Source organism: Microbacterium schleiferi, assembly GCF_020781975.1.
In the GTDB taxonomy this organism is placed as follows: Bacteria; Actinomycetota; Actinomycetes; order Actinomycetales; family Microbacteriaceae; genus Microbacterium.
This window is the reverse complement of sequence record NZ_JAJGNI010000003.1, coordinates 344,049-357,879: the sequence shown is the minus strand read 5'-3', so window position 1 is coordinate 357,879 and position 13,831 is coordinate 344,049. Positions and strand designations below refer to the sequence as shown.

At 65.1% G+C, this 13,831-nt stretch carries 14 protein-coding genes and 2 tRNA genes; 13 read left to right on the top strand and 3 right to left on the bottom strand.

Annotated elements, in window-relative coordinates; translation table 11 throughout:
- Positions 1 to 119 precede the first annotated feature (119 nt).
- The 12 genes from LL236_RS05675 (at position 120) to LL236_RS05620 (ending at position 11,708) form a co-directional block, all read left to right on the top strand.
- Positions 120 to 365, top strand: a complete 246-nt coding sequence (locus LL236_RS05675) for a hypothetical protein (protein WP_228177815.1) — start codon at positions 120 to 122, stop codon at positions 363 to 365.
- Complete coding sequence (locus LL236_RS05670) at positions 365 to 643, top strand: hypothetical protein (RefSeq protein ID WP_228177814.1); 279 nt, start codon at positions 365 to 367, stop codon at positions 641 to 643. Before LL236_RS05675 ends, LL236_RS05670 begins: the two co-directional genes overlap by 1 nt.
- A gap of 193 nt (positions 644 to 836) precedes the next feature.
- The gene (locus LL236_RS05665) at positions 837 to 1,451 is read left to right on the top strand and encodes an MT-A70 family methyltransferase (RefSeq protein ID WP_228177813.1); all 615 of its coding nucleotides are present in this window, start codon (positions 837 to 839) and stop codon (positions 1,449 to 1,451) included.
- Positions 1,451 to 1,651 (top strand): hypothetical protein, encoded by a 201-nt coding sequence (locus LL236_RS05660; RefSeq protein ID WP_228177812.1) that lies wholly within the window; start codon positions 1,451 to 1,453, stop codon positions 1,649 to 1,651. The genes LL236_RS05665 and LL236_RS05660 overlap by 1 nt, the downstream gene beginning before the upstream one ends.
- A 388-nt stretch (positions 1,652 to 2,039) precedes the next feature.
- Complete coding sequence (locus tag LL236_RS05655; RefSeq protein WP_228177811.1) at positions 2,040 to 4,163, top strand: type IV secretory system conjugative DNA transfer family protein; 2,124 nt, start codon at positions 2,040 to 2,042, stop codon at positions 4,161 to 4,163.
- Positions 4,164 to 4,488: 325 nt separating this feature from the next.
- Complete coding sequence (locus LL236_RS05650) at positions 4,489 to 5,688, top strand: IS110 family transposase (protein ID WP_228177836.1); 1,200 nt, start codon at positions 4,489 to 4,491, stop codon at positions 5,686 to 5,688.
- Positions 5,689 to 5,981: 293 nt separating this feature from the next.
- The gene (locus tag LL236_RS05645) at positions 5,982 to 6,860 is read left to right on the top strand and encodes a hypothetical protein (protein ID WP_228177810.1); all 879 of its coding nucleotides are present in this window, start codon (positions 5,982 to 5,984) and stop codon (positions 6,858 to 6,860) included.
- Positions 6,861 to 6,904: 44 nt separating this feature from the next.
- Positions 6,905 to 7,267: a GntR family transcriptional regulator gene (locus LL236_RS05640; protein WP_228177835.1), complete on the top strand. Its 363-nt coding sequence runs from the start codon at positions 6,905 to 6,907 to the stop codon at positions 7,265 to 7,267.
- A gap of 364 nt (positions 7,268 to 7,631) precedes the next feature.
- On the top strand, positions 7,632 to 8,438 hold the full coding sequence (locus tag LL236_RS05635; protein WP_228177809.1) for a replication-relaxation family protein: 807 nt from the start codon (positions 7,632 to 7,634) through the stop codon (positions 8,436 to 8,438).
- A complete protein-coding gene (locus tag LL236_RS05630) occupies positions 8,435 to 8,752 on the top strand; it encodes a hypothetical protein (protein WP_228177808.1) in 318 nt (105 codons plus the stop codon). Before LL236_RS05635 ends, LL236_RS05630 begins: the two co-directional genes overlap by 4 nt.
- Positions 8,749 to 9,573, top strand: a complete 825-nt coding sequence (locus LL236_RS05625; RefSeq protein ID WP_228177807.1) for a hypothetical protein — start codon at positions 8,749 to 8,751, stop codon at positions 9,571 to 9,573. The genes LL236_RS05630 and LL236_RS05625 overlap by 4 nt, the downstream gene beginning before the upstream one ends.
- Before the next feature lie 20 nt (positions 9,574 to 9,593).
- On the top strand, positions 9,594 to 11,708 hold the full coding sequence (locus LL236_RS05620; protein ID WP_228177806.1) for a recombinase family protein: 2,115 nt from the start codon (positions 9,594 to 9,596) through the stop codon (positions 11,706 to 11,708).
- On the opposite strand, the gene LL236_RS05615 is transcribed toward LL236_RS05620, so the two are convergent.
- Positions 11,671 to 11,747: transfer RNA gene (locus LL236_RS05615), tRNA-Pro, on the bottom strand. The two genes, LL236_RS05620 and LL236_RS05615, sit on opposite strands and share 38 nt — an antisense overlap.
- A gap of 20 nt (positions 11,748 to 11,767) precedes the next feature.
- Positions 11,768 to 11,838: transfer RNA gene (locus LL236_RS05610), tRNA-Pro, on the bottom strand.
- A 104-nt stretch (positions 11,839 to 11,942) separates the two neighbouring features.
- On the opposite strand from LL236_RS05610, the gene LL236_RS05605 reads away from it, so the two are divergent.
- Positions 11,943 to 13,340 carry an MFS transporter gene (locus LL236_RS05605; protein WP_228177805.1) on the top strand — a complete coding sequence of 466 codons (1,398 nt, stop codon included), beginning with the start codon at positions 11,943 to 11,945 and terminating at the stop codon, positions 13,338 to 13,340.
- On the opposite strand, the gene trxA is transcribed toward LL236_RS05605, so the two are convergent.
- Positions 13,337 to 13,765, bottom strand: a complete 429-nt coding sequence (gene trxA, locus LL236_RS05600; RefSeq protein ID WP_228177804.1) for a thioredoxin — start codon at positions 13,763 to 13,765, stop codon at positions 13,337 to 13,339. The two genes, LL236_RS05605 and trxA, sit on opposite strands and share 4 nt — an antisense overlap.
- Positions 13,766 to 13,831 lie beyond the last annotated feature (66 nt).

Below are 13,831 nucleotides of genomic sequence, written 5' to 3'. Positions count from 1 at the left end.
CGGCGACCACGTCCGCTACCCTCGCGGAAGCGGCATAACCGAAACGACACCGTGTCCACGATCGAGGGTCAAGGCCCCTTCCCTCGGGAAGCGCAGGCAGCTCCAATGGACTGGCGTCAATGTCGCTTGGTGCACAGCGGCAGGTGCGGCGTGAGGTTGAGCGGGTGCAGTCCCGCGCGATCGTTGCCAAGCTCACCGAGGAAGGCCGCGCCTTCCTCTCTCACACTGCTCTTGAGCATGTTGGCGCGCTCACCGCGCTGGAGCAGCACCTGATCTCGATCGCCCCGTTGGGTGAGGCTCGCTATCGGGAGATCGTGGACAGCTACACGCTCGGTGCGTCGGCCGCGATTCGACGGTGGCAGTGATGTCGTGCGGACGTCCGACCCCGACGTTTGCCGATGTCGTCGCCGCGATGAAGGACGTCGCAATCAAGGTGACCAACGACATCGCCAACGCGGTCGACAAGGGTCGCCGTGCGCGTATCGAAGCGGACCTGGACCGCAAGCAGGAGCAGCTTCGTCGCACCGTGCTCGATCTGGCGAACGCGCTGGGGATGGAGGCGCACGAGACCCGTCGGGCGCTCATCCGCGAGTCGTACCTCGCCTCGGGGAAAGTTCCCACCAACGAGTCCGCCGACTCGTAGCCCAGGCCGGTGATGGCGCGAGCTTCATCTACGCGGAGCTCGCGCCATCACCTTTCGTAGGCCTTCGTCGCGGTCGTTGTGGTTTTTGCAACGTACGCGACTGGTGCATTGACGACTTCGCGCCGAAAGCGCATAACCAGTGCTCACCAACGCCCCGCGATCACGAGCGGGCAGGGGAAAGGAGTTCATTGACATGACAACCACCAAGGACAAGAAGACCCCAGACACGTTCCGCGGCAGGAAGAAATTCAAGGTGTGTCACGCCGACCCACCGTGGATGCACGGCCAGCTAGGTGCGCGCGGTGCCGCGCGGAAGTACGACTTGATGACTACCGAGGACATCAAACACATGCCGGTCGCCGACCTCATGGACGACGACTCGACGCTGCTGCTGTGGACGACGAGCGCCGCACTTCCCGACGCCCTCGAGGTTATGAAGGCGTGGGGCTTCACCTATAAGACGAACGCCGTCTGGGACAAGTACTACATGGGCCTCGGGAACTACTTCCGTGGCTCGCACGAGCTTCTGCTGCACGGGGTGCGCGGGAAGGCGCCGTTCAAGTTCCGCGGGCAGCGTTCGACGCTGTTGTTCCCGCGTCAGGATCACTCGCACAAGCCCGAGGAGATGATTCCGCTCATCGAGCGGGTCCTCGACGGCCCGTACCTTGAGCTGTTCGCCCGTCAGCGCCCGAACAGCTTGAAGGACTGGTCGGTGTGGGGCAACGAGATCGATTCCGACATCTCCATCCCGGGGTATCCGGTGCCGAGCGACTTCACTCGCTCCGGTCAGGGAGACGGTGATGAGTGATGGCCGACGACTCTCCTCGCAGTGCGGCCGAACGGTTCTTCCGCACGATGCTTCTCATCCTCGGCGGGATCGTCGCGCTGTGGCTCGCTCTGGAGCTGCTGGCGCAGTTCTGGGGGTGGGTGCTCCTGATCGCGGCGATCGTGCTGGTCTTGTGGGTCGCGGTGATGCTCTTCCGCTATTGGTGGGGTCGGCGGTTCTGACCATGACCACGATCACCCCTGTCGAGATGTTGTGCTTTCGACTACAAGGCCGGATTTCGCTTGACAAGAGTGGTCGACGAGTTCATAACAGTCGGCACGACGCCCACGGACTTCATATCTGCGGGCGAACCGAGCGACCTTCCGCGACCGACGTGCGAACCCCAAACAGAGGTGGGCAGGAGGTCAAGCATGGCTAATCACTCCCCTCGACGCCGTTATCGGAAGGCTCAAGGTCGCCGCGTCTGGGTCTTCTCCGAACTCAATCACGATCTACGCCCGGACGCCGTGGCGCGCATCATCACCGCCGCCGGTCTCGAACAAGCCCGCCTCGAAGCAGAAGCCGCCGCCCAGCATCAGGATGCCGAGGACGACGCGGATGGAGGTGAGCATGCCTGACCTCCACTTCGCCCGCCTCCACATCCCACGGCCGCTCGAGTCCGACGCGGTCACAGCGCTCCTTACCCGCCTCATGAGCTCCGATGTCCCGCGACCGCTGGTCTTCGAGATCCACGCCAGCGCGGACGGCATCGTCCACCTCGTCGGCTGCGCTTCGGCCGCGACGGCGCGGCTGAAGCGGCTCCTGGCGGCCCACTTGCCCGGGTTGGCCGTTGAGGCCGCCACACGGCCCGACGTGGCCGCTGTCAGCCGGGTCGTGGCCCACCCCGCGGTGCTGCCCCTCGCCGAGGTCGACCTGGAACGGGTCACTTCCGGGATCTACGACGCGCTCGCCGCCCGTCGTGACGACGAGCATCTCGCGCTCCAACTCGTACTGGGTAGGACGCGGAGGGCAAGGGGTATCTCGGTCAAGGCACCGGATCCGCTCCAGTCCGTGGCGTCGCGGATGCTCGACGGCGTCCGCTCGATCGACGCCGAGACTCGCCGACGCCTCCAAAACCGCGCTGGCACGCCGACGACCGCGACGACGCTGCGCATCGGAGTGACCGCCTCGACCCAGAAACGCATCGGCGCGCTGGTGTGGGAGGTGTTCGGCGCTCTTCAACTGCTTGAGAGCCCCCGGCTCCGACTGAGCCTCAATCACGACACCGCCGACCGCTGGGCAACCGGCTCGCCCCGCGCCGCATTCGACTTGTCCGCGGAAGAACTCGCCCCGCTTCTCGGCTGGCCAGTTGGGGACCGGGACTACGCCGGTCTCGCCGCCATCCACCCGCGAAGACTCCCCGTGCCGGAGATCGTCACCTCGACGCAGTCGGTGTTCGCGACCAGTACCGCGCCCGGACCGCAGCGGGACATCGGTATCGACCCGCAAAGTCGTCTCCAGCACATCGTCGCAATCGGGCCGACCGGGTCAGGGAAGTCGGGGCTCTTTGAGCACCTGGTTCTGTCGGATATCGAGTCGGGCAGGGCATGCGTCGTCGTGGAACCCAAGGCCCAGCTAATCGACAACATCCTCGACCGCATCCCAATGGAGCACGCAGACCGCGTCGTGGTGCTCGACGCCGCCGACGAGTTCCCGGTCGGGTTCAACCCGCTCGATGTGGGCGACCGCGATGCAGACATCGTCGTTGACGGCATCGTCGCCGCTCTGGCCGCAATCTTCGACGACGGCTGGGGACCACGCACCGAGTACCTCATCCACGGCGCACTTCTTTCGCTCGCCCGGGCCGGCGCACACGCAGTCGACCCCTACACGCTGATCGACCTCCCGCGGCTACTCACCGACCCGACTTACCGACGCCCAGTCGTCGCAGCCGTTCAGGGCGATGAGGCCCTCGCTTCGTTCTGGGCAGAGTTCGAAGAACTCGGCGCTGCGCAACGTGCCGCCATGCTCGCGGCCCCACTCAACAAGCTCCGCAAGATCCTGCTCCGCGCCCCGCTCGTGCGTGTCCTCGGACAGGCGCGTCCACGCTTCCGCCTTCGGGATGTCTTCCGCGAGCGAAGCGTCGTATTGGTGCCGCTGAACGAGGCGTTGATCGGGGTGGGTGCGGCGAAGCTTCTCGGCAGCCTGATCGTCGCCGAGATCTGGAACGCCACCCTTGAGCGGGCCAAAGAGAAGCACCCGACCACCCGTCCCGGGATGGTGTTCGTCGATGAGGTGCAGAACTACCTGCACCTGCCGACCTCGATCGCCGACGCGCTGGCCACCTCCCGCTCCTACGGCGTTGCGTGGCACGTCGCTCACCAGTACCGGGCACAACTGCCGCCGCCGACCCGTGCCGGTCTGGACACGAACGCGCGCACAAAGCTGTGCTTCGCCGTCGGCCCCGACGATGCCCGAGACCTCGCCCGGATGGCCCCGCAGCTCAGCGCCGAAGACTTCCAGACGCTCCCGCGGTTCGAGATCTACGCCCACCTCATCGCCGGAGGAGTTCCCGCCGGGTGGTGCTCCGCACGAACACTGTCACCACGCCCGTCCCTCGGCACTGGCGAGCAAGTGCGTCAGCGCAGCCGCGACCGCTACGGCGCCCTTCCGCCAGCACCGACGCCCGTGTCGCCGTCCGAGGATCGCGAGCCGAACAGGCGGCCGTCGAACCAGAAGGCGAGGCGGTCATGACCAGCTCTTTCATCAACGACCTCTTGGTGAGGGTGTCTGACCGGTATTCCGGTCGCTGTTCGCTTCACGACGAACACCCACCGCGTTACTTTCTTTGTAGCCGTTCGGTGAGCATGCTGGGCGGTGGCAGCCTGCCGGGCTCGGCATGATTGGTCCCCCCTGTCCTCGATGATCCGGGGGGTGTTGTCACCGAGCCTGGTTGGCGGTGGGTGATCGCTGATAGGGGCCAGGCCCGAGCACGCTCGAGGTCGTTCGTAACGTGGATGCCGAGACGCACCGTCGCAGCTGTCAACCCGAGCGAAACGGAGGAGCAGTGGTCACCCAGATTGCGAACTACGACCAGGTCGACGTGTTCGTCGGTCTCGACGTCGGGAAAGGCGAGCATCACGCGGTCGCTCTCGACCGCACCGGCAAGAAGCTCTACGACCGGGCACTCCCGAATGACGAGCGCAGACTCCGCGCGGTGCTCACCGACCTGCAGAAGCACGGTATCGTGCTGCTGATCGTGGATCAGCCGGCAACGATCGGCGCGCTGCCGATCGCGGTTGCGCAAGCCGCGGGCGCCCTGGTCGGATATCTACCGGGACTTGCGATGCGACGCATCGCAGATCTGCACCCGGGCGAGGCCAAGACCGACGCGAGGGATGCGGCGATCATCGCGGAGACCGCACGGACAATGCCGCACACGCTTCGCTCGATCCAGGCGACGGATGAACAGGTTGCCGAGCTCGCGATGCTCTGCGGATTCGACGACGACCTCGCCGCCCAGATCACCCAAGTCGGCAACCGCGTCCGCGGACTGCTGACCCAGATCCACCCCGCGCTGGAACGCGCCATCGGGCCGCGACTGGATCACCCCGCGATTCTCGACTTGCTGCAACGGTGGCCGTCACCGGCGCAGTTGCGCGCAGCGGGCGAGAAGCGAATCGCGACGCGGATGCTGAAACTTGCGCCCCGCAAGGGCCGAGACTGGGCCTACGAGATCACCACCGCGCTCGACCAGCAGTCCGTGGTCGTCACTGGCACCAACGCGGCGGCGCTCGTGATCCCACGCCTCGCTGCACAGCTGGCAACGTTGCGGAAGCAGCGTGACGATGTCGCGGCGGAGGTTGAGAGGCTGGTCGATGCGCACCCTCTTCAGCCCGTCCTGACGAGCATGCCCGGAGTCGGCGTCAGGACCGCAGCTCGACTCCTTACCGAAGTCGCCGGCAAGCACTTCCCCACCGCCGGACACCTCGCCGCCTACGCGGGCCTCGCCCCCGTCACCCGAAGATCCGGGTCATCCATCCGCGGCGAGTACTCGTCGCGACGTGGAAACAAGGTGCTGAAGAACGCGATGTTCCTCTCCGCATTCGCTGCGCTCCGCGACCCCGACTCACGCGCCTACTACGACCGCAAGATCACCCAAGGCAAACGCCACAACCAAGCCCTCCTCGCTCTCGCCCGACGCCGCTCCGACGTGCTCTACGCCATGCTCCGAGACGGCACCCTCTACCTAGCGCCCGCCGCTCGACTGGCGGCCTGAGCTAAGAGCGAATCCGAAGAGCATTCTCGTCCTCGTCCACGATTCCGCCGGGCTTGTATCTTGCCATCGGTACAACTTGTGATAGACATGTGACACAAGATACGAGCGGAGTTCAGATGACGTGGGACAGATTCACCTCAATTGGCGTGCTAGATGTCGTGGCTGCGGCTCTTTCATTGCCATTGATCTCTCTGACGATCGCACTGGTCATTGCCGTCGGCATCCTCGCAACCAAGAGGGCAGGTGCTGACCAACGACCTTCGTCAGCACCGTTTGAAGCTCCGGGTCGTTCCGTGGCATCCAGATACGAGCCCGAGCATCGAGTTCTCGGAGTTGCGGCCGTAGCCGTCATCGTCTTGTTCGCGACCGAGAATGTCGTACGGGGCTACCTTTTAAACCTTGCCGACGTCGTGTCATGGTGGCGATTCGCGACGCCTGTCTTCTGCGCATTCCTCGGGATAGCCATTGCGCTGGTCTTCATCGCTTCTCGCGGCACGGCACGCTCCGAAATTCCGGTAGTGCTCGCTGACCGGCGCACGTGGGTGAGCTTTGGGCCACACTGGGGAATCGTCGGCGCAGGGATCGTTCTGCTTCTGCTGCTCGCGACAACACTCGCGGCGGGCATGGCCTCATCGCCTGATGGGGAGGGTCGCTACGTCTGGCTCGAGATACCCGTGCCGAATGAGTCGACCATCGACCCGATCCGTCTTTGGTTCTATGGATGGGCCTATGGCGTTCCCGTCCTCATCTGCCTCGCAGCGTTGTCGATAGCCACCTGGGCGGCGCTCCGCTGCAACGCCGCACGTCCATACATCCGCCCGGAGACGGTCGGTCTCGAGCGGTTCGAGCGCCGCGAGATCGCAACTGGAATCGTGCGTATTGCCACAGCAGGAATGCTGCTCGCGTTAGGCGGCGCATGGCGATTCATCGCAAGCTCGGGATCAATCTCCCAGCTGGTTATCGAGGGCGAGAACGAAGGCGCACCCTACGAAGCGGCCTGGCGCTACGCCGAGCTCGCCACCGCCGGGGGCTGGCTCGCTCCTGCGCTCGAGATCACAGCCTTCGTCCTTCTGCTGCTGGTCGCGAGCCGACTGCGCCGCCGCAACCACTCGACCACAGTTCCCTCGACGGAGGCAGTCGACCATACGACAAGCGCAGGTGCTGCACTGTGACAACCCATCCGATCCTGTCTTCGACGGAGGAGGGGAACCCAGCGATGGGGATCTACCGGCAATTGCGGGGACTCATCGTTTCTGGGCAACTAGGAGCAAACGAACGCTTACCGACCGTTCGACAAACCGCGAGCGATTTGGGAGTCGCCCCCGGCACCGCAGCGAAGGCCTACAAGCTACTCGAGCAGGACGGTCTCGTCGTCACCCGCACCGCCGCGGGCACACGCGTCGCAGAGTCCGCGGCGGTGCTCCCGCGATCGGTCATACGACGCATACGGGATCTGATCGCCGACGCCGAGTCCACTGGCACCGCCCCCGAGGACGTGATCAACGTGCTGCGAGTGATCTGGCCGAGCGACCCGAGCCAGATCCGCTCTTCCGATGCCGGCGACCCTCCAACGCACTGAGCAGTGGGGCGTTTCGCCTCCCACCGCGAACACGTTCAATCCAGACCATCACGATCGGAACAAATAGTGGGCCAACACCACGTACATCCGGCGGCAATCACACTTCCCCCGACCTTCCAGATCAGCATTCCTCTGGACCTCTTTCAGACCCACGAACTTTCACCGGTCGAAAGCCTGCCCAGCGGAAGGCAGAAATCGTCGATCGGCGCTTGACGAAAGACATAGGGGCACCCCCCGCGGCGCTGTTCCGCCCCAAGGTGGCAACACCTGGCGCGGACTCTCCCTGCCTTGCAGCAGCATTTCCCTCAGCACGGAGGCCCACCCCATGATGGCCACTCATGGCGCCCGAAGCCTCGAAGGGAAGTTGACGAGAAGAGACGAAGAGATTCTCGAAGACCTCGAACGGTTCCGGCTTCTCACGACTCGCCAGCTGCAGCGCCTGCACTTTCCTGCAGCGCCACTCGGGACGCACAGGACGGTGAGTGGGGCGACGCGTGGCACCACTCGTGTGCTCCGTCGCCTCGAAACACGCGGGGCCATCGCCCGGCTCCAACGTCGGATCGGCGGCATCAAGCACGGCTCCGCCGTCACCATCTGGCAACTCGCCGCAGCCGGAGACCGTCACCTTCGAGCGCAACGCGGTGAACCCATCCGACGCCGCTACGACGAACCGGGCCGCGCATTCACTGAGCACACCCTCGCCATCGCTGACGTCGCTGTCAGTCTCATCGAGCAGGGCAACGCTGACCGGTTCGAACTACTCGAGCTGGAACTCGAACCCGCGAGCTGGAGAAGCTTCACCGGCGCCGGGGCAACCGTCATCACACTCAAGCCCGACCTGGTGGTCGTGACCGCCGACGCCACCACCGAGACCCACTCATTCGTGGAAGTCGACCGCGCTACCGAACACCTCCCCGCCGTACTCCGAAAATGCGCTACCTACCAACGGCACTACCGGACCGGCATTGAGCAACAGCAGCGGGACCTCTACCCAGCCGTCGTCTGGATCGTTCCCAGCCCCGATCGGGCACGGAAGATCCGGGCCGCTATCGACGAGGACCGCGAACTCGACGGGTCGCTGTTCACCGTCATCACCAGCGAGCAGGCCCTCGCCACTCTGGCCCCGTACGGGCCGCACCCATCACTCACCCCGAAAGGAGGAACACCATGAACACCAACCTCACCCACCAGAATAACCCGCTGCCGAACTGGCTAGGGAAGGTCGATCAGACCGAGCACGCGAAGTTCGTCATCGACGCCTGGCTCGCCCTCGATCCGCACACGCAGCACACCCGCCTCGCACGCCTCATCGCCGCAACCATCCACGACGGCTCCGGTGGCGCACTGGAACGCTTCGCCGCGACCGGAATCCTCGATGCCGAGGCAGCGCTCACCGAACTCAACCACGTCACCGTTCCCCTCGAGCGGGAATCGTGGCTCGACGCTCTCGGCCGCTACATCATCACCGCGGAGCGACGGTCATGACCGAGCATGAGCCAACCCCAATCGTGGAAACCCGCCTCGCCCCCGAGCGCACCACGCCCGACTGGCGTCGCCTCGAAGTCGTCGCCCGCCGATTCGAACAACCCCTCCAAGAAGGCATCGCCAGGGCGCTGGCGAACAAGACCGAGATCGACGAAGGCACGGCGCGCTGCATTGCCCACACACTTGGACGGGCACTCGGCCCCGAGTCCCGCCTCGCAGCGTTCGCAAGAGACGGCGAAGGAAGCTACTTCGACCTGCGCGATGAATATCTCGACCTCTACAACGCAGAAGAGGCAACCCCCAAGGTCAAGGAGCTGATCAACTGGCTCGGCACCTACCTCGTCGCAGCCGAGAACCGCGGCTCCGGAGTGAGACCACGCGACGCAGCTCAACCACCCAGTCTCGACCGCATCCTCGTGCGCACCCGAGTCACCACAAGCGGACACCCGACCACCATCTACGTCCCCGGCACCCTCAACAGCAAAGACATCGAGACCCTCGTCGGCGGCCTCGAAGAGTGCGCAGAGTTCTTCGGTGCAGCCTTTCGCGCATATCTGTCGCTCCCCGACGTGAACGCCGCCGACAATGACCTGCTCGACACCTTCAACGAGAACTACGCCGGAAGCTTCGACTCCTACGAAGACGCCGCCCACTTCCTCAGCCCGCTCGAGGATTGGGAGATCGAACTTGCCAACTGGGCCGACGATCACGGGCTACCGCCCGACGCCGTCGAACTCCACGTTGACTACGTCATCCAACAGACGCGAGAAGCCTACGACCTGATCGAAGAAGGAGGCCGCCTCCATGCGTTCGGTACCTAGCCAGCTCGAGCCAAAGAGGCGTGGACGCCCGCGCGCGGAGCGCGATATCTCGGTCACCCCGGCGTGGAGAGCGCGCCCGGACCCGAGGCGACTCGCTCGCATTCTGCTCGGAATCGTGGCGCATCTCGACGCACCAATGCAGGGCGGCGGATCTGACATTGAGAGGGAAGACCGACATGAAAACGAGTGACGAGCGAGGTGAAAACTACATCGCCGACGTTCCCCAGGTGGACGGCGGTCGAGGTGCCCGGAAAACAGACGAAGGGCTGGACTTCTTGGCCAAGAAGAGCGTAAATCCGGAGGACCTAACCGAAGGAGGGCCTCATATGTACCAAGAAGGCGAGGAAGCGGCAGCCACCCTGGCGCAGCCGAATCTCACATCCATCACCGGACTCGAGCATCTATTTGAGGATGACGATGGGATACACATTCCGCTCCGCACAGGCCTGGCTATCAGCTATCTGCGCGTATCCACGACTCGTCAGCTCAATACCGCTGCTGATCTCGATGAAGATGGCAACAGCATCGCAACGCAGCGAGAGTGGGTGATCCGCAAGGCGAAGGAGCTCGGCGTACCGATCCTCCGCGAGTTTGTCGAACCTGGCCAGTCGGCGCAGACCATCGACAAGCGGCCAGAGTTCAAGAAGCTCCTCCGCTTCGTCGATGCCAACCCCGACATCCGCTACGTCGTGATCTACATGCGCTCTCGCGTCTTCCGCAACCACCTCGACGCTGCCATCACCAAGCGCCAACTGCGCGACAAGGGGGTCGAGCTGATCTCGGCCAAGGAGAACTTCGGCGACGGGTACATGGGCGATGCGATGGAGGCCATCACCGACGTCGTCAACGAACTCCAAGTCCGCATGAGCGGTGAGGACATCCGAATCAAGATGGCCCACAAAGTCGAGCGGGGCGGAAGCGTCGGGCGAGCGAAGCTTGGCTACCTCAACGTGCGCAAGGACTTCGACGGACGCCTCGTCAACACGATCGACGTCGACCCCGTCCGCGCACCGCTCATCATCTGGGCCTTCGAACAGTACGCCACGAACCAGTTCTCGATCACACAGCTCCAGATGATGCTCGAAGATCAAGGCCTGACCACGCGGCAGTCGAGCAAGCGCGCCGCAAGGCCGCTGTCGAGCAGCCAGCTCGCCATGATCCTGCGTGACCCTTATTACACCGGAGTGATCCGCTACAAGGGGAAGCTCCACCCGGGTAGGCACACGCCGCTCATCTCGAAAGAGTTGTTCCTCTCGGTGCAGAAGATCCTCGACGGACGCAATCGCAAAGGTGACCGTGACCGGATTCACTTCCACTTCCTGCGCGGCCTGCTGTACTGCGCCGAATGCAAGTCAGAGGGGCGCACGAGTCGACTCGTCTACAGCCAGAACAAGGGGCACGGCGGCACGTACGAGTACTACGTCTGCACAGCGAAGCAGCGCGGTCACTGCTCGATGCCGTCGGCGCGTCTCGACGAGCTCGAAGACGAGGTGGCGCGACGGGTCGCGGCTGAGCGCTTCGATGCTGACGACATCACGTCCGTACGTGAGGAAGTTCGACGCGCTCTCGTCGAACTCCAAGCCGCGGATCAGGAGGAGAAGGACGCCCTGCGCACGCAGCTCAAGAAGCTCGAGGGCCAGGAGGAGCGGCTCATCGAGCTCGCCGCCGACGGAACGATCGCCGTCGACAAGCTGCGCCAACGCCTCGAGTACGTGACGCTCCAGAAGGGCGCCATCACCGAGAAGCTCACACGGACGGTCGAACGCATCCGGCACGGTGTGGACAAGGCCTTTGCGTTCGTCGATCTCCTTGACGATCCCGCGGCGCTCTACAGGCAACTGCCCGACAACGTCCGCCGCGAGCTTCTCACCGCGTTCTTCGCCCGACTCGACGTCCAGGTCACCGACCGAGAGGTGAATATCGGCGTCGAACGCACTGAACTCAACGCCGGTCTGCATGACTGGCGCGCACAGCGTCGCCTCTCCGCGACCGCCCACACACCCGCCAAAGAAAAGAGAGCCTCCCGCATTTCTGCGGAAGACTCTCTTTCAGACCTATACCCGCTTACTCAGTCCAAAGGTTTGAATAAGCCTGTATTGGTCGGGCTGACAGGATTTGAACCTGCGACCCCCTGACCCCCAGTCAGGTGCGCTACCAAGCTGCGCCACAGCCCGTGGCATGGATATTCAGTTGTTCGGGGCGACGAGAGCGGGGTAAACCCCTTGACCCCCAGTCAAGTGCGCTACCAAGCTGCGCCACATCCCGGAGCCGCACCGAAGCGCGGACAACTCCCCTATCCTAGCCGGTCCCGCAGCCAGTCGAGAATCGAGCTCGCCGGCGGGTTCGGCATCCGTCGGTAGCGTGGATGCATGGCCCAGAGCGAACCGGTGCGCGCACGGATGTCGCACCGCGGCGTCGTGAGCGTCGTTACCCTCGTCATCGCAACCCTGGGCGCAGCACTCCCCCTCTCGATGGTCGCGCCGACGCTCGCGATCACTGCGGATCAGTTCGGTACGACAGCGGCGGAGTCGAGCTGGACACTCACGATCGTGCTCGTCGTCGCAGCGACAACGACACCCGTGATCGGACGGCTCGGCGACACGTTCGGACCCCGGCTGGTCCTGCTGATCCTGATACCGGTCGTCATGGTCGGCCTCGCGATCGCGGGCCTCGCCGGCTCGATGGGCGAGTTGATCGCGGGTCGAACACTGCAGGGCCTCGGCGGCGGAGTCTTTCCGCTGGCGATCGCCCTCGCGGGCCGCGCCGTTCCCGAAGCGCAACGTCCGCTCGCCGTCGGGCTGCTCACGGGAACCTTCGCGACCGGAACAGGACTCGGGGTCGTCATCGCCGGCATCCTCGTCGACCGTGTCGGCACTCAGGCTCTTGCATGGCTGCCGTTCGTGCTGCTCGCCGTTGCCGGAGTGATGACATTCGGTCTCGCCGAGGCGCCGCGCGCGGATCGCCAGCCGCTCCACCTCGGGTCTTCGCTGCTGCTCGCGGTCGGTGTGGCGATCCTGCTCTTCGCGGTCACCGAGGCCCCACGCTCCGACGCCGAGGTCGCGCTCACCGGCGGGAGCCTGGCCGCCGGCACAGCTGTCATCTCCGTGTGGGCATGGCGAGTGGTCAGACGCTCAGAGTCCGCGGGCGTCTCACACCTCCGTGTCCGGGCGCTTTGGACCTCGCACGTGACCTCCCTGTTCCTCGGCGCCGCCCTGTTCGCAACGTTCGTCGCCCTCCCGGTCTTCATCGAAGTCGGGGATGCCACTGCGGGGCCGCTGACACCGGCCACGCTCGCGGGGCTCCTGCTCCTACCCGCGACCGCGGCGATGGCGGCGGTCGGGCCGCTGTCAGGCATCCTGCGACGACGCCTCGGCAGGCGCGGACCCGCGGTTCTCGGCGCAGCGGCCACGGTCATCGGTGGCATCATCCTCGCCGCCGGGGCTCATACGCTGCCGACTCTGCTCGCCGGCTCCGTCCTCGTCGGTGCGGGCGTCGCCACGGGCTCGGCGGGCCTGGTCAACGTGCTCGTCGACGTCACGGATGACGACACGATCTCGAGCGTCAGCGGCGTCAACATCGCCGCACGTCAGATCGGCGGCGCGTTCGGGGCAGCAGGGTGCGCGGCGCTGCTCGCTACGAGCGGAGACGAACCGGATCCTGCGTCCTACGCACTCGCGTTCGGGCTGATCGCGGTGCTCGCGGTCGCGGCGCTTCTCGCCTCGTTCCTCATTCCCGCGCGCCAGGCACCCGGGGAAGAGAGGCCCTAGCCGACCTGCGCGGCAACCCACTGGCGCAACTGCGGCGCAGGAAGCGCGCCGATCTGCCGCGACTGCTCCGCGCCGTCCCGGTACAGCAGCAGAGTCGGAATGCTCTGGATGCCGTGACGCTGCGAAACGCGCGGCGACTCATCCGAGTTCACCTTCACGACCTTGAGCTTGCCGGCGAACTCCCGCGACATCTGCTCGACGATCGGCGACACCATCCGGCACGGACCGCACCACGGCGCCCACACATCAACGAGCACCGGAAGCGTTGCATCACCCACGACAGCGTCGAACGAAGCGTCGTCGGCCTCCACAAGCCAGGGCAGATCCGCGTGGCACGAGGCGCAACGGACCTTGCCGGTGCGCGCCGCCGGCACCCGATTCTTCGCACCACACGACGGACACGCCGTCACCGTCGACTCCGCCATCCTGACTCCCTCCCCGTCCATTGTCGCGATCACTCGGCCGCAAGCGCTACCTCTCGCGCACTCACC